This is a genomic window from Caloramator sp. E03, from assembly GCF_006016075.1.
Classification (GTDB): domain Bacteria; phylum Bacillota; class Clostridia; order Clostridiales; family Caloramatoraceae; genus Caloramator_B.
Genome location: NZ_CP040093.1, coordinates 2,442,903 through 2,458,851 on the forward strand (window position 1 = coordinate 2,442,903; position 15,949 = coordinate 2,458,851).

General features: G+C 30.5%; 17 protein-coding genes. All 17 read left to right on the forward strand.

Annotated features, from left to right (window positions below; all coding sequences use genetic code 11):
• Positions 1–42: 42 nt before the first annotated feature.
• Positions 43–2,544 carry a GH39 family glycosyl hydrolase gene (locus tag FDN13_RS11700; protein ID WP_138980555.1) on the forward strand — a complete coding sequence of 834 codons (2,502 nt, stop codon included), beginning with the start codon at positions 43–45 and terminating at the stop codon, positions 2,542–2,544.
• Between the two features lie 233 nt (positions 2,545–2,777).
• Positions 2,778–4,163 (forward strand): MFS transporter, encoded by a 1,386-nt coding sequence (locus tag FDN13_RS11705; RefSeq protein ID WP_138980556.1) that lies wholly within the window; start codon positions 2,778–2,780, stop codon positions 4,161–4,163.
• A gap of 205 nt (positions 4,164–4,368) precedes the next feature.
• Complete coding sequence (locus FDN13_RS11710) at positions 4,369–4,716, forward strand: ArsR/SmtB family transcription factor (protein WP_435369332.1); 348 nt, start codon at positions 4,369–4,371, stop codon at positions 4,714–4,716.
• A 65-nt stretch (positions 4,717–4,781) separates the two neighbouring features.
• On the forward strand, positions 4,782–5,837 hold the full coding sequence (arsB, locus tag FDN13_RS11715; protein WP_138980558.1) for an ACR3 family arsenite efflux transporter: 1,056 nt from the start codon (positions 4,782–4,784) through the stop codon (positions 5,835–5,837).
• Between the two features lie 26 nt (positions 5,838–5,863).
• Positions 5,864–6,265, forward strand: coding sequence for an arsenate reductase ArsC (locus FDN13_RS11720; RefSeq protein ID WP_138980559.1), 402 nt, complete (start codon positions 5,864–5,866; stop codon positions 6,263–6,265).
• A gap of 220 nt (positions 6,266–6,485) precedes the next feature.
• Positions 6,486–6,881, forward strand: coding sequence for a NifB/NifX family molybdenum-iron cluster-binding protein (locus tag FDN13_RS11725; protein WP_138980560.1), 396 nt, complete (start codon positions 6,486–6,488; stop codon positions 6,879–6,881).
• Position 6,882: 1 nt separating this feature from the next.
• Positions 6,883–7,713 (forward strand): 4Fe-4S binding protein, encoded by an 831-nt coding sequence (locus FDN13_RS11730; RefSeq protein ID WP_138980561.1) that lies wholly within the window; start codon positions 6,883–6,885, stop codon positions 7,711–7,713.
• Positions 7,704–8,582 (forward strand): ATP-binding protein, encoded by an 879-nt coding sequence (locus FDN13_RS11735; RefSeq protein ID WP_138980562.1) that lies wholly within the window; start codon positions 7,704–7,706, stop codon positions 8,580–8,582. Before FDN13_RS11730 ends, FDN13_RS11735 begins: the two co-directional genes overlap by 10 nt.
• A complete protein-coding gene (locus FDN13_RS11740; protein WP_138980563.1) occupies positions 8,582–8,938 on the forward strand; it encodes a NifB/NifX family molybdenum-iron cluster-binding protein in 357 nt (118 codons plus the stop codon). Before FDN13_RS11735 ends, FDN13_RS11740 begins: the two co-directional genes overlap by 1 nt.
• Before the next feature lie 17 nt (positions 8,939–8,955).
• Positions 8,956–9,438 (forward strand): Fur family transcriptional regulator, encoded by a 483-nt coding sequence (locus FDN13_RS11745; RefSeq protein ID WP_138980564.1) that lies wholly within the window; start codon positions 8,956–8,958, stop codon positions 9,436–9,438.
• On the forward strand, positions 9,423–9,857 hold the full coding sequence (locus FDN13_RS11750; RefSeq protein WP_138980565.1) for a DUF134 domain-containing protein: 435 nt from the start codon (positions 9,423–9,425) through the stop codon (positions 9,855–9,857). The genes FDN13_RS11745 and FDN13_RS11750 overlap by 16 nt, the downstream gene beginning before the upstream one ends.
• 224 nt (positions 9,858–10,081) lie before the next feature.
• Positions 10,082–10,930, forward strand: coding sequence for a MurR/RpiR family transcriptional regulator (locus tag FDN13_RS11755; protein ID WP_138980566.1), 849 nt, complete (start codon positions 10,082–10,084; stop codon positions 10,928–10,930).
• 22 nt (positions 10,931–10,952) lie between these two features.
• The gene (locus FDN13_RS11760; RefSeq protein WP_138980567.1) at positions 10,953–12,038 is read left to right on the forward strand and encodes a DUF871 domain-containing protein; all 1,086 of its coding nucleotides are present in this window, start codon (positions 10,953–10,955) and stop codon (positions 12,036–12,038) included.
• Between the two features lie 7 nt (positions 12,039–12,045).
• On the forward strand, positions 12,046–12,945 hold the full coding sequence (gene murQ, locus FDN13_RS11765) for an N-acetylmuramic acid 6-phosphate etherase (RefSeq protein WP_138980568.1): 900 nt from the start codon (positions 12,046–12,048) through the stop codon (positions 12,943–12,945).
• 114 nt (positions 12,946–13,059) lie between these two features.
• The gene (locus FDN13_RS11770) at positions 13,060–14,484 is read left to right on the forward strand and encodes a PTS transporter subunit EIIC (protein WP_207670885.1); all 1,425 of its coding nucleotides are present in this window, start codon (positions 13,060–13,062) and stop codon (positions 14,482–14,484) included.
• Positions 14,485–14,556: 72 nt separating this feature from the next.
• Entirely contained in the window at positions 14,557–15,435 is an 879-nt protein-coding gene (locus tag FDN13_RS11775; protein ID WP_138980570.1) for a PHP domain-containing protein, read from the forward strand.
• Positions 15,436–15,451: 16 nt separating this feature from the next.
• Positions 15,452–15,922: a PTS sugar transporter subunit IIA gene (locus FDN13_RS11780; RefSeq protein ID WP_138980571.1), complete on the forward strand. Its 471-nt coding sequence runs from the start codon at positions 15,452–15,454 to the stop codon at positions 15,920–15,922.
• Positions 15,923–15,949: the final 27 nt, after the last annotated feature.

Consider the following 15,949-nt stretch of genomic DNA (forward strand, 5'->3'; position numbering starts at 1 on the left):
ATTTTAAAAGTTTAATAACAATATTTTAGAGGGGACATGTACATGAATAATAAATTAAGTAAGAAAGATAGTGTTTATGGATTGCCAGTTAAAGCATATTTAAATAATATAAGAAGGATATCTACCAATATTCAAAAAAATATTGAATTTATATTTGTATTAAAGGGAGAACTAAATATAGTTATAAATAATAAATCTTATAAATTAACTGAAACTGATGTCCTTTTAATTAACAATGGTGACGTTTATGAAATAAATGGTATAAAGGAAAACCTTGTTTTATTATTGCATATTGATTATGATTTTTTTAATAAAGTAGCAAAAAAAGGAGAAAGCCTTTATTTATGTAATTCTTGTTTAGATAAGGATAAAAATTATGAAAGCATAAGGAAGATATTAGTTAAAATTATGCTTGAGTATTCAAAAAGAGAAGATAGCTATGAGCTTCAAATCATGTCTTTGTTGTACAAGCTTATTTATTTATTGAATAAGAATTTTTTAATTATAGATTCAAATAAAACATGTTCTTTAGAAGTGCAAAGCAATAAATATAATGAACGTATAAACAATATTTTAAAATATATTAAGCAAAACTATAATCAGCAGATTTCTCTTTGTGATGTGGCAAAATCACAATATTTAACTCCTGAATATTTATCAAAGTTTTTTAAAACTCAAATGAATATAACATTTACAAAGTATTTAAATGAATTTAGGTTAGCTCAGGCAGTAAAGGAATTAATTCAAACAGATAATTCAGTTACAAAGATTGCAATGCAGAATGGATTTCCTAATTTAGCTGCATTTAATAAAATTTTCAAGGAAAAGTTTAATGTTACTCCAGCAGAGTACAGAAATCAGATAAGAAAAAAACAAACATTTATAGATGAGAGTGAAAAGTTATATTCAGAAACTATAAATGTTGAGTATGATAAAGCTATTGAGCATCTAGAAGAATACATTAATGTAGATGAAGAATTGAATATCAAAGATAAAGAAAAGGATTCAATGATTAGTAATAATATAGTTGTTGATGTAAATACAGTAAAAGGTGAGCAAATTAATCATTCATGGAATAATATGATAAACTTAGGTTATGCACCTGATGGGTTAAGATTTGACTTTCAGCAGCATTTAATTGAAATACAAAATACTTTGAAATTTAAATATGCAAGATTCCAAGGTATTTTTAGTGATGAAATGCTTTTTGATACAGATCAGAATGAGAGAGACTTTGAATATAATTTTACAAAAATAGATAAGCTGATTGACTTTTTATATAGTATTGAAATGAAACCATTTATAGAGCTTGGTAATAAGGCTAAAGTATTAAATTTGACACCGGATAAGATTTTATATTACAAAAATCCGTCAATTAATAATGGAGGTAAAGAATATTTTAATTTGCTAAAGAAGTTTGTTGAGCATTGCATAAGCAGATATGGTATAGATGAAGTATCTCAATGGTATTTTGAAATTTGGAAGGAAGGAGATAAGAATTATGTTATATGGGATGGCAACTTTAGTAAATATATTGATTTTTTTGAAAATTGTTACAATGTAATAAAACAGTTAGTCCCTAATGCTAAAGTTGGAGGACCGGGTATGAATCCGGAAACAAATTTAAATTTTATGCCAGAGCTATTAAAACAGTGGGAAAAAAGAGAAGTAAGGCCTGATTTTTTTTCGGTGGTTTTATATCCTTATGATATAGTTGAGGAGAAAAAATCTGATATTGAAAATAACTTATTAAGGCTTATATCTTCAACTGATAGGGATTTTCATAAGTTTTACTTAGATAAGGTACTTAAAATTTTAAAGGCATCAGGAAGCTTAATTCCTGAAGTACATGTTACTGAATGGAATTGCAGTATTTCACATCGCCATCCTGCTAATGATACTACATTTAAAGGCTCATATATAATAAAAAGCGTTATTGATACGCTGGATATTACAAATAGTTTTGGGTATTGGTTCTGTTCAGATCTTTCAGGAGAGCTAAAGGATTCAAAAACATTGCTGTATGGTGATATGGGGCTTATAAGTAAAGATGGAATAAGAAAACCTGGGTTCTATGCTTTTTGGATGTTAAAAAAATTAGGAAATGTACTTGTAGGTAAAGGTGATGGTTATGTTATTACAAGAAAATCTTCATATAAATATGAGATTATAACCTATAACTATAAACATTTTGATTATTTTTATTGTTTAAATGAAGAGATATCTGTAAGTATTGACAGGTATTATAGTATTTTTGAAGACTACCAAAATTTATATTTGAATATTTATTTAAAAGGAATAAGGAGTGGTCACTACAGGGTAAAAAAGTATACCCTCAATAGAAGGCATGGAAGTATTTTAGATGAATGGATTAAAATGAATGGGATTAACAATCTCAGGAAGGATGAAATTAATTATTTAAAACAGATTTGTGTACCTAAGCAAACTATTTTCTATGTAGAATGTAAAGATGAATTAAAAATAGAAAGTATACTTGAGCCCCATGAAGTGAATTTGTATGAAATTGAATATGAGTATAAATAAAAAAGGCAGGTTAAAATATTAAATTTAGCCTGCCTTTTTTGTATAAAAATTTTCTAAACAAGGTTAAAAAAAATATATAAAAATTTAATATTATTTCCTTGTTAATTTATTGTATAATCAAAAAGTTTAAAATTTTATACACAATTATATAATATATCGAATGTGTAAATATATGGTTTTAATTTATAATTTAAACATAGTCGACTATATAAATTAATAAATGGGGGGATAAAATGAATACTGAAATTGTAAGTAAAAAAACAAGTATTGCATCAGAGGGTAAGCTGAGCTTTATAACAAAATTTAGCTATGGAATTGGTGACTTTGCAAGCAATTTAAGCTGGTCAATGGTATCATCTTATTTAATGATATTTTATACAGATACTTTTGGGCTTGCTCCGGTAGCTGTTGCAACACTTTTTTTAATTGCAAGGATATGGGACGGTATTAATGATCCTATAATGGGACTGATTATGGAGCGTACAAAGAGTAAATATGGACGCTTTAGACCGTATTTATTATATGGGCCTATATTTTTAGCGATAGCAAATATACTTACATTTACAGTTCCACACTTTTCTCCATTAGGAAAATTGATATTTGCATACGTTACTTACATATCATTGGATATGGCATATACTGCAGTTAATGTGCCTTATGGAGCTTTAGCAACCGTTATGACAAAGGATACGAATGAAAGAACAACCCTAAATACATTTAGAATGTTTTCTACAAATGCTGCTGCTATAGTTATTGGAATGGTAACAATGCCTTTGATATTAAAAATTGGAAACGGAAATATGCAAAAAGGATATTTTTGGACAACTGTCCTTTATTCGTTGATTGCTGTACCTATGTTCTGGTTAGTATTTAAAAACTGCAAAGAAGTAATAGAACCTCCAAAAGAACAACAACAAATTACATTAAAAGAGTCCTTTTTATGTGTTGCTAAAAATTCACAGCTGCTATGTGTTATAATTTATGGATTTTTAGCTCTATCAACTCTCTTTGGAAGATTAGGATTGGTAGTTTATTATGCTATATATAATATGAAAAGACCAGATATGATAGCTGTTCTTATGACTACTGTTGGAGTAACAAATCTTATTTCTGTTGTTTTTGCACCGTATATTGCAAAGAAATTAGAAAAAAGGAAAGCTGCTATTGCTTCGTTACTTGTAGGAGCTATTGGACTATTGATAGTTTATTTTTCAGATTATAACAATATTCCTATGATATTAATAGGTTCTGTTATATATGGCCTTAATGGCTTTGGTGCTCCTTTAATGCTTAGCATGACAGCAGACTGCATTGAATATGCTGAATGGAAAGTTGGAGTTCGTGCAGAAGGAACAGTATATGCTACTGTAAGCTTGGCTACAAAGTTTGCTACGGCATTTGCAGGAAGTGCAGGGGCACTTGCATTGGCAGCTTATGGATATGTACCTAATGTTGCACAGACAGAATTAGCAATGAAAGGAATAAACATCGTAACTAATTTAGTACCTGCATTATTCTTACTTCTTGGAATAATACCGATGCTATTTTATAAAATTGATACTAACTTCTTTTATAAGATAACAAGTGAAATCGAAGCAAGAAGAAATAAAAATAATTAGAATATAAAATTATATGCTACGCCTTTGATTTTGTGTCTACTATATTGACATACATTTACTTCTCTATAGCAATGTTATTAAAATGCTGCTATAGGGAAGTTTTTTATGTCGAAAAAAGTATAGAATTGTTGACAGAGATATAAATTTATACTAATATATGATTATAAATGAATATAATCATATAGGAGGTGATGGATTGAATTTGATGGAAATTTTTAAAGCATTAGGGGATGAAAACCGGATTAGAATATTAAATTTGTTAATAAAACAGGAACTTTGTGTATGTGAGATAGAAGCAGTATTAAATATGACTCAGTCCAATGTTTCAAGACACCTGAACAAATTAAAAAATGCAGGTATTATAACCAGTGAAAAGAAATCACAGTGGGTTTACTATAAGATAGATAACAAATTTATTAAAGAAAATAATTTACTATATGAATTCCTAAAAATAAAAATTGATGAAGATAAGCAATGGCTAAAGGATGCAGAAAGATTAAAAGCATATAAAAGCAGTAACTTGGGCTGTGAACAATTGAGAAAAGATAATTAGTTTATTTAAGGATAATATATTGAAATTAAAGATGCAAATTAATTAACTAATTGGAGGTACTAAAATTGAGTAACAATAAAGCAACAAAAGGAAGCAATGGATTAGGTTTTTTTGAAAAATACCTTACACTATGGGTTGCAGTATGTATTATAGTAGGAGTTGGCATAGGACAATTGATTCCTGCAATTCCTAAAACTTTAAGCAAATTTGAATATGCTAATGTATCAATTCCCGTTGCCATTCTTATATGGCTTATGATATACCCTATGATGCTAAAAATTGATTTTTCAAGCATTATGAGGGTAACAAAGAAACCAAAGGGGCTTATAGTTACCTGTGTGACGAACTGGCTTATCAAGCCTTTTACAATGTATCTTATAGCAGCGTTTTTCTTAAAAGTAGTATTCAGAAGGTGGATTGGCCCAGATTTGGCAACAGAGTATTTGGCAGGTGCAGTATTATTAGGAGCAGCACCATGTACTGCTATGGTGTTTGTATGGAGTTATCTAACCAAAGGCGATCCAGCTTATACATTAGTTCAGGTAGCAGTTAATGACTTAATTATATTATTTGCATTTACACCAATTGTAGCATTTCTATTAGGTGTAAGTAATGTAAGTGTTCCTTATGACACGCTGGTATTATCTACAGTCCTATTTGTTGTAATTCCTTTGGTTGGAGGATACCTTACAAGAAGAAATATCATAAAAAATAAGGGGAAAGGGTATTTTGAAAATGTTTTTCTCAAAAAGTTTGATAATGTAACTGTTGCAGGATTACTTCTAACTTTAATAATTATTTTTTCTTTCCAGGGGGAAATTATTTTAAGTAATCCTTTGCATATCTTATTAATTGCTATACCATTAATTATCCAGACATTTTTAATTTTCTTTATCGCTTATGGATGGGCAAATATATGGAAGCTTCCACATGATATAGCAGCCCCTGCAGGAATGATTGGAGCAAGTAACTTCTTTGAACTTGCTGTTGCAGTTGCAATTTCACTCTTTGGGCTTGACTCAGGAGCTGCTCTTGCAACAGTTGTAGGGGTTTTGGTTGAAGTTCCAGTGATGCTGACACTTGTTAGAATAGCTAACAATACAAGGCATTGGTTTAGATAAACCGATGAAAGGAGAATATAAAATATATGAAAAAAAAGGTTGCATTTGTATGTGTCCATAACTCCTGTAGATCTCAAATGGCAGAAGGATGGGCAAAGAAATTAGGAAGTGATGTACTAGAAGCATATTCTGCAGGAACGGAAAATTACCATGAAGTAAAACCATTGGCAGTAAAGGTAATGGAAGAAGCAGGAGTTGATATGAGCAGTCATCATCCAAAACTATTAAGTGATATTCCTGCAAAGGTAGATATCTTAATAACGATGGGGTGCAATGTTGAATGCCCTTATGTTCCATGCAAACACAGGGAAGATTGGGGGCTTACTGACCCATCAGGTGGCCCAATAGAAGATTATAGAAAAACAAGGGATATTATTAAGAAAAAAGTTGAGGATTTAATACAGAGAGTAAAAAATAACCAGATTTAAAAAATAGTCTATAAACCTTACAGCAAATGCGAAGTAGTGCTTCGTTTTCTGTAGGGTTTTTTATTTTATATCATCATTAAAAATTTATGAATAAATGGCATTTGACAATAACAAAATAAGGATATATAATGTAATTAGCATAAGCCAATTACAAAAAGAGCTTGTAATATCTAACTGTATAAATTGTCCAATAATGAATAAAAAAAGTGGGGTGTTTTATATGAAAATTGCAGTTTCTTCAGAGGGTAAGGGCTTAAATAGTTTACTTGATGTAAGGTTCGGAAGGTGTAATTACTTTGTAATCTATGATACTGAAGGGGAGATAGCAAAGGCAATTGAAAATAAAGGCCAAATGTCAGGAGGAGGAGCAGGAATTGCAGCTGCTCAGCAAATTATTGATGAAGATGTAGATGTTGTAATCACTGGGAATTTAGGACCTAATGCTTTTAATCTTTTAAAAAATTCGGATATTAAGGTATACCGATGTGGCAGTATTAATGTTGAAAGGGCTATACAGCTTTTTAATGAAGGCAAGCTGGATGAATTAACACAAGCAGGTCCTGCCCATGCAGGAATGGGTATAGGAGCAGGAAGAGGATTTAGAGGGGGAAGATAGATTGAACATAGCCATATTAAGTGGAAAGGGAGGTACTGGTAAAACAACAGTATCTACCAGTCTTTCCGTTATTACAGGAGCAAATTATATTGACTGTGATGTTGAAGAGCCAAATGGGTTTATATTCTTAAACCCCTCACAATTAAAAAAAGAAGAAGTCATGGTTGATTATCCTATTGTTGATAAAAACAAGTGCAGTTTATGTGGTGAGTGTGTAAAAGTATGCCAATTTAATGCTTTGGTTAAAACAAAGAAAGAAATTATGCTATTTGAAAAACTATGTCATGGATGTCATGCATGTGGGATAGTGTGTAAAAATGGAGCTATAACCTTTGAAAAAAGGACAATAGGAATAATTGAAGAAGGGCACTATGGTAGTTTAATTTGCAAAAGAGGAGTATTGAATGTAGGAGAACCAATGGCAGTACCAGTTATAAAAAAATTATTAAAGGATCTTCCAAAAGGCTTAAATATTATTGATTGTGCCCCGGGGACATCCTGTAATGTAGTAAATTCTCTTCAATATGCAGATTATGCAATATTAGTAACGGAGCCTTCTTCCTTTGGACTTCATGATTTAAAAATGGCAGTGCAGCTTGTAAGAAATTTTAATATTCCATTTGGTGTTATAATAAATAAATATAATACTGGGGATGAGAGAATTCAAAAATACTGTAAAGAAGAAAATATAAAAATATTGGGGATTATACCTTATAAAAGAGAGGCAGCAGAGGTTTATTCTTCAGGTAAAATGATTATAAATCTGCCTGAATATAAAAAAATATTTGAGGATATTGTAAAGAGTTTAAGGGAGGTGTTCCCTTGGAGCTGACAGTAATAAGCGGTAAGGGCGGTACAGGTAAAACCACAATAGCCTTAGCACTATCTGAACTTGCAAAAGATGTAGTAAAAGTAGACTGCGATGTGGATGCACCTAATCTATACCTTTTTTATGATGGGAAAGATATAAAAAAGGAATACTTTTATGGGGAAAAGAAAGCGGTAATTGATAAAAGATTTTGTATAGATTGCAAGGAATGTGAAAAGGTATGCCAGTTTGATGCGATAAAAGATGGTATAGTGAATTCATTTAAATGTGAAGGCTGTGGAGCATGTGTGCTGGTTTGCCCTGAAAAGATAATAAGGTTAAAAGAGCAAAAAACTGCTGATATATATATCACCCAAACTAATAAAGGAATTATTTCAAGAGCTCAGATGGAAGTAGGCAGTGAAGGTTCTGGGAAGCTTATAACAAAGCTTCGCAGCAATGCCAGAAAGTTTGAAGATGATAATACAATTATAATTATTGATGGTTCTCCAGGGATTGGTTGCCCTGTAATATCTTCAATTACAGGAAGTGATGCAGTACTTATTGTTACAGAACCAACACAATCAGGCCTTGAAGATTTTAAGAGAATAATGGAGCTGTGTAGGCATTTTGGTGTACTTACTTTTGTATGTATAAATAAATATGATATTAATTGTAAAATGACAGAAGAAATTGAGAAATATTGCATAGATAATGATGTTTATTTAATTGGTAAAATACCTTATGATGATACAGTCATTAAATCAATTAATGAGTTAAAGTCTATTATCTATTATGAAAATAGTAAGGCAAATCAGGCTATAAGACTTATGTGGGATAATATTTGTAAACACATAAATTTATTAAATAATAATTTTAAGGAGGAATATTAATGAAGATAGCTATTGCAAGTGAAGGAATGTATGTAAGTGCACACTTTGGGCATTGTGAAGGATTTACAGTATATGAGGTTGAAGAAAGCAAGGTAGTAAATAAGGATTTAATACAAAATCCAGGGCACAGGCCAGGGTTCTTGCCTGATTTTCTAAGGGGATTAGGTATAAATGTTGTAATCGCAGGGGGAATGGGAGAAACAGCTCAGCAACTTTTTGCACAAAACAATATAGATGTTATAGTAGGTGTTGGAGGATATTGCGATGATGTTATAAAGCAGTATTTAAATGGAGAGCTAAAATCTACAGGAAGTATATGCAGGGAACACAAGCATGAAGGCCACTGCCATGAATAAGTAACAGGGGTGCCTTTATGGATGAGGTGATGAATAATGATTTGACAGAAGATAAATTTTTTCTTGTAAAAAATTTTATAGAAAAAAATGGATATAAATTTACACATCAAAGAAAATTGATATTACAGCAGCTTTGTATAGCTGAAAGACACTTGAGTGTGGAAGAGATTTATCAAAGGGTGAAAAAAAACATCGGTCTTGCAACAATATATAGAAATTTAAATATATTTAAAAGTATTGGTATAGTAAAAGAAATTGTTGTAGATGGAGTAAGTTATTATGAACTGAAAATCTATAGTAAAAAACCCCTGCATATACATTTTCAGTGTATTAAATGTAATGATATAATAGATATTGATGAAAGAGAGATTGCTTTAGAGTATTTAAAGTTAAATAAATCAATCCAAGAAAAAAATGATTTGGATATTTATGATGCAAATATAATGCTCATTGGGCTATGTAAAAGATGCAGGGAGGTAAATAAATGCCAAGACCGATAAAATGTAGAAGAGTTGAATTTTTCCCAGAAAATACTTATTTTGTACCACTGGGCAAAAGAAAGTGTGAAGTAGAAGAAATTGTCCTAAAGATTGAAGAACTTGAAGCAATGAGACTAAAGGATATTGAAGGTCTTAATCAGGAAGAATGTGCTGAGAAAATGCAGGTTTCAAGGCAAACCTTTCAAAACATCATTGACAGTGCAAGAAATAAGGTAGCAGTGGCACTAACACAGGGAAAAGCAATACACATTACTGGAGGTTATTATACCTCAGATTCATGTAAGTTTAAGTGCTTAAATTGTGGTAATGTTTATGATTTGAATTATGAACACGATAAGCATACATGCCCTAGCTGTGGTTCAAAAGAAGTTGTTTGTGATAAAAAGAATAGATTCTGCCATAAATGGTGTGGGAAATAAATTAATATATTAAAAAAATAAGGAAGCAGTTCTTATGATTATAATATCGTATGAACTGTTTTTTTTATTTTAAATGAAAAATTTTTACACAAATTCTTAAGAATATTGAAAATTATTTACAAGAGTGCTATCATTAAATTGTAAATAAAATCCATAATTGCTTAATGATTAAAATAAATGCTTATTATTAACAAAAGAGTTAATTTGAAAGGAGCATTCTATTTATGCCTGGAGATATAGATAAAATAAAATCTTTAATAAATAATATGAAACCTTCGGAAAGAAAAATTGCTGAATATATAATAAATAATACTGAAAAAATTTCTGATCTATCAATTGTTGAACTTGCGAAAGAAAGCAATACAAGTGAAGCATCAATAGTAAGATTTTGTAAAACTATGGGATATAAAGGTTATCAAGATATGAAGATAAAAATTTCAGTTGATTTTACTTATAAAGCAAAAAGCATTCAAGGATTTGTTAATGCCGATGATAGTGTAGAAATGATAATTAGTAAAATATCAAAAAATAATATGCAGTCAATAGAAAAGACAATGAATATATTAGATAAAAATGATGTAGAAAGAGCAGCTGAGGCTTTAATTAATGCCAGAAAAATTAATTTTTACGGAGTTGGAGCATCTGCAATTGTTGCACAAGATGCTATGCAAAAATTCACGCGAATTAATGAATTTTGTACAGCATATAATGATATACATCTTCAGCTTGCATCAGCTTCTAATTTGACAAATGGAGATGTGGCAGTTGGAATATCTTACTCAGGAAGAACTTCTGATACAGTAGATGTATTAAAAATAGCTAAAAATGCCGGTGCTACTACAATATGTATAACAAAATTTGGTAATTCTCCTATTACTGAAGTTTCGGATATTAAATTGTTTATTTATTCAACAGAAGCCATTTTTAGAAGTGCTGCTATGGCTTCAAGGATAGTTCAAATGAATGTAATTGATATATTGTTTTCCATAGTGGCATGCAGAAAATATGACAAAATAATAAAATACCTTGAAAACACGAGCGAAGCTGTTTCGTCGCATAAATATATTAGATAAAAAATTTATAAGAGGTGATTATATGGGTTTTGGTATTTCCGTTTATGCTACAGATAGTTTTACAAACAATAAAAATTTTGAATATCTAAAAATGGCAAAAGAATGTGGAATAGAAATGGTATTTACTTCAATGCATTTACCTGAGGTAGATTATAAAAGCAAACTTAAAGAGATTATTGAGCTTATAGAATTTATTAAATCCCTTGGTATGAGATTAACAGTGGATATATCTCCTGTTACTATGAATATTTTAAATGCTTCAGCAAATAACCTCAAGCCATTTTATAACTTAAATATTGATTGCTTAAGGCTTGACTATGGCTTTTCAGAGGATGATATATCAGAAATGAGCAATAATAGCTTTGAAATTGAATTAGAATTAAATGCCAGTACTATTAACGAGAATCAGATTGAAAAAATTAAATTCATGGGAGCAGATCTAAAAAAAATAAGAACATGTCACAACTTTTATCCAAGACCATATACAGGACTTTCATATAACTTTTTTAAAGATAAAACAACAATGATAAAAAAGTATGGGTTAAAAGTAGGTGCATTTATTCCTTCTCAAAAAGGAAGGCGTGGCCCATTGTATGAAGGTTTACCTACTATAGAGGAACACAGAAATATTTCTCCATCAACTGCAGCTAAATATTTTATTTACACAGGAATGGTAGATGATATTTATTTTGGAGATGCATTTGCTTCTTTAGATGAATTAAAAAGTGTGACAGCAATTGATAATAATATTATTGAAATGGATATTGAACTGAATAAGGATATATCTGAACATGAAAAAGATATTATTTTTCTAGATGTTCACACAAATAGGGGTGATGCCTCAGAATATATTATTAGATCTGAAGAATCAAGAGGTTATGCTAAAATTGGTCAAGCTATTCAACCAAACAATACAATTGAAAGAAAAAAATACTGTGTTACTATTGACAACATGCTATTTAAAAGATATTCTGGTGAACTCCAGATTTGTATGACTGATTTACCAGAAGATGAAAGGGTAAACGTTATAGGATATATACCTAAAGAGCAGCATATACTTGCTGATATGATTAAACCTTGCAGCAAATTTAGATTTAAGAAAGGATGATGCATTTATGTTTGAAAAATTAATTACAGAAGGTAGAAATCCAAATACACTTGATATTGATAAGTTAGATACCCTTAGTATGTTAAAAAAAATAAATGATGAGGATAAAAAGGTACCCTTTGCTATTGAAAAGGAACTTCCTAAAATTGCAGAGGTTGTTGATAAAACAGCAGAAAGGTTAAAAAAAGGTGGAAGGCTCATATATATTGGTGCTGGCACGAGTGGAAGGTTGGGTATACTTGATGCTTCTGAATGCCCTCCAACATTTGGTACTGATCCAGAAATGGTTCAGGGGATAATTGCTGGTGGAGAGAGAGCAATAATAATGTCTGTTGAAGGTGCAGAAGATGATGAGAATTTAGGCAAAAAAGATTTAATAAAAAAAGGATTGAATAATAAAGATGTAGTTGTTGGGATAGCAGCAAGTGGCAGGACTCCTTATGTAATAAAAGCATTAGAATATGCCAGGGAAATTGGAGCTTATACTGTAGGAATTACTTGTAATCCTGATTGTGTAATGAAAGAAGTGGTAGATACTTTAATTTCTCCAGTTGTTGGGGCTGAAGTTATTATGGGTTCTACAAGGATGAAGGCAGGAACAGCACAAAAGCTAATATTGAATATGATATCTACAGGTACTATGATAAAGCTTGGAAAAGTTTACAGCAATCTTATGGTAGATGTAAAGGCATCAAACATTAAATTAATTGATAGAGCTAAAAGAATATTAAAACTTGCAACAAATGCAGATGATGAATTAATAAATGAAACTTTGGAATCAACAAATTATAATGTTAAACTTTCAATACTTATTATTTTAACAAAAATGGATAAGGATTCTGCATCTAAATTACTTGATGAGTCAGAGGGCTATATTGCAAAAGCAATAGAAAAAGTTAAATCTTAAAATACTTTTTAGTATAGCTGTTTTAAGATTGGATATCGTAAGAGAAAGGATTTTAAAGCAGTATACTTTAAAATCCTATATTTTATATTTTAAATAAAAGGGGGAGAAATGAATATGGCACTATCATCAAAAGAAGTTGCTAAACAAGTTATTGACAACGTTGGTGGGCTGGAAAATATAAGTGGAAACGCAACATGTATGACTAGGCTTCATGTTACAGTAGTTGACACAAGTAAGGTTAATGTTGAGGCACTAAAGAAAATTGAAGGTGTAATGGGTGTAGTTGAGGGGCAAACTGTTCAGATTGTATTTGGACCAGGAAAAGTAAACAAGATTGGCTTAGAATTTTCAGAATTGACTAAAATTCCTCTTGGAAGCCAAAGCGATAATGTAAAAGAATTAGCAAAGGAAAATAAAAGAAATATAGAAAAGAAACAGACATCAAAAGTTCAAATTTTCCTTAAGCATTTTGCAAACATATTTGTACCATTACTTCCAGGTATTATTGCTGCAGGTATGATTAACGGAATTACAAATGTAATTAACGTTTCAACGAAAAAAGCTTATGTAGGGCAATGGTGGTATGCGTTGATTATGACATTAGGATGGGCATTATTCTTATATCTTCCTATATTTGTTGGCATGAATGCAGCAAAAGAGTTTAAAGGATCAGCGATATTAGGTGCAATTGGTGGAGCTTTATCGGTATCTGTTCCAGCTATGCCTTTATTAGCTATGATAGGTGAAAAACCAATTTTACTGCCAATTACAAATCAGCAGTTTGCACCAGCAGCAGGTGGACTGTTAGCAGCATTATTTACAGGTATATTCTTTGCGTATTTAGAAAGATTTGTGCGTAAATATGTTCCAGAAATATTAGATACTTTCTTAACACCATTGATTACTGTAATAGTTGGGGGCTTTGTTTCACTTTTAGTAATACAGCCCTTTGGTTCCTGGTTAAATAGCGGCATTTATTCAGGATTGAATTTTATATATACAAAACTAGGGGTAATTGGGGCTTATATTTTATCTTCTACTTTCCTTCCAATAGTTTCAGTTGGTCTTCATAGAGCTCTTACACCTATTCATGCAATGCTTAATGATCCTAATGGGCCTACAAAAGGGATTAATTATCTGCTGCCAATACTTATGATGGCAGGTGGTGGACAGGTTGGAGCTGGATTTGCTTTATATTTAAAAACAAGAAGTGAAAAGTTAAAATCATTTATAAGAGCAGCATTACCTGTTGGTATACTTGGAATTGGAGAACCTTTAATGTATGCAGTAACTCTTCCTCTTTTAAAACCATTTATAACAGCATGTTTAGGAGCTGGATTAGGCGGAATTATGATACGTTTATTTAAAATAGGTACAATCTCTCAAGGAGTTTCTGGTTTATTTGGTTTATTAATTGTTGTTCCTGGGCAGCAGTTACAGTTTATAATTTCTATGCTTGCAGCATATACAGGTGGATTTGTTTTAACATGGTTATTTGGTATTGAAGAAGATAAAATCCAGAATATATTTGGAGAATAAAGGAGGGGATAGCCCCTTCTTTATTAAAATATAATTAATATATTAAGATAGATTTTTAGAAGGAGATATAAAATGATAGACCTGCACATACACACTTCTTTATCAGATGGTGCATTTTCAATAGACGAGATAATAGAGTTTGTAAATAAATTAGACATAACCTATATATCAATTACAGATCATAATCATGCATTAGCTTATGAGAAACAAAATCTATCTAAACTAAATAATTTTAAAAGCCATATAATTACTGGATGTGAAATTGCGACATCTTATGAAGGATATATAATTGAAATTCTGGGATATGGAGTTAAACCTGATATTATAAATTCTTGGTATAGAGATTTTTATAGCGATGAAAATTTAAAAAAGAATGAGATATGGTTATTTAATAAATTAAAAAAATTATGTATAAAAGAAAACTTAAAAATTGAGGATGATATTTCATTAGGTGAAATAAAAAAAGGATGTTCAAAAAGAGTAATTTATAAAAGCTTAATTAAGTTTAAGGAAAATTTAGATGTTATGGGAACTAAAAGCTATCATGATTTTTTAAGACTTATGCTATATAATCCTAAACATTCGCTTTTTTTAAATGAAGCAGAAACATATCCATCACTTAAAGATGTAGTTGATTTAATTCATCATGCCAAAGGTCTTGCTTTTCTTGCACATCCTTTTGAATATGCTTTTGATAATACCTTTGAAATTATTGAAAATATTTTAAAATTAGTTTCATTAGATGGTATTGAGTGTTTTCACCCTTCTGCAACAGTTGAAAACAGTCATGAATTAGAATGCTTTTGTAAAGGACATTCATTATATATAAGTGGAGGAAGTGACTTTCATAATTTTAAAAGAAATATAGGTATAGGGCTTTCAAGCAACAACTTGCCAATTAATGATGAATTAATTATTCCTTGGCTTAAGGAAAACATGTTAATAAAGTAATAACAGGAGGAATATTATGAAAGAATTGGATTTTGTATCACCATTAAATGGGGAAATTATACCATTAGAAGAGGTTAAGGATCCTGTAATATCACAGAAAATATTAGGAGAAGGTTTTGCCATTAAACCAGAAGATGGCAAGGTAGTTAGCCCTGTAAATGGAGTAATAACAGCTTTATACCCTACAGGTCATGCAATAGGGATACTTAGTTCTGATGGATATGAGCTGCTAATTCATATTGGAGTAAATACTTTTAAGCTTAATAATGGACAAATAAAAATTTATATTAAAACTGGACAGTATGTAAAACAAAATGATCTTCTTGTTGAATTTGATAAAGAGGAGTTGGAAGCATTAGGGGTAGATATTACAACTTCAATACTTTTTACGAATAAAGAGGAGTTTAAATTATTGAAACATCATGAATATATAACTACAAAGGACAAACATATTTTTCAAATAGGGAAAAGCAATGCTGTGTTGTGATTACTATAACTGTTTATATGTTTGATT

Excerpts from the sequence above, each read along its gene's own strand:
- FDN13_RS11700 (WP_138980555.1), top strand. The coding sequence starts at position 43 with ATGAATAATAAATTAAGTAAGAAAGATAGTGTTTATGGATTGCCAGTT.
- FDN13_RS11705 (WP_138980556.1), top strand. The coding sequence starts at position 2,778 with ATGAATACTGAAATTGTAAGTAAAAAAACAAGTATTGCATCAGAGGGT.
- FDN13_RS11710 (WP_435369332.1), top strand. The coding sequence starts at position 4,369 with ATGGAAATTTTTAAAGCATTAGGGGATGAAAACCGGATTAGAATATTA.
- FDN13_RS11720 (WP_138980559.1), top strand. The coding sequence starts at position 5,864 with ATGAAAAAAAAGGTTGCATTTGTATGTGTCCATAACTCCTGTAGATCT.
- FDN13_RS11725 (WP_138980560.1), top strand. The coding sequence starts at position 6,486 with ATGAAAATTGCAGTTTCTTCAGAGGGTAAGGGCTTAAATAGTTTACTT.
- FDN13_RS11740 (WP_138980563.1), top strand. The coding sequence starts at position 8,582 with ATGAAGATAGCTATTGCAAGTGAAGGAATGTATGTAAGTGCACACTTT.
- FDN13_RS11745 (WP_138980564.1), top strand. The coding sequence starts at position 8,956 with ATGGATGAGGTGATGAATAATGATTTGACAGAAGATAAATTTTTTCTT.
- FDN13_RS11750 (WP_138980565.1), top strand. The coding sequence starts at position 9,423 with ATGCCAAGACCGATAAAATGTAGAAGAGTTGAATTTTTCCCAGAAAAT.
- FDN13_RS11755 (WP_138980566.1), top strand. The coding sequence starts at position 10,082 with ATGCCTGGAGATATAGATAAAATAAAATCTTTAATAAATAATATGAAA.
- FDN13_RS11760 (WP_138980567.1), top strand. The coding sequence starts at position 10,953 with ATGGGTTTTGGTATTTCCGTTTATGCTACAGATAGTTTTACAAACAAT.
- murQ (WP_138980568.1), top strand. The coding sequence starts at position 12,046 with ATGTTTGAAAAATTAATTACAGAAGGTAGAAATCCAAATACACTTGAT.
- FDN13_RS11770 (WP_207670885.1), top strand. The coding sequence starts at position 13,060 with ATGGCACTATCATCAAAAGAAGTTGCTAAACAAGTTATTGACAACGTT.
- FDN13_RS11775 (WP_138980570.1), top strand. The coding sequence starts at position 14,557 with ATGATAGACCTGCACATACACACTTCTTTATCAGATGGTGCATTTTCA.
- FDN13_RS11780 (WP_138980571.1), top strand. The coding sequence starts at position 15,452 with ATGAAAGAATTGGATTTTGTATCACCATTAAATGGGGAAATTATACCA.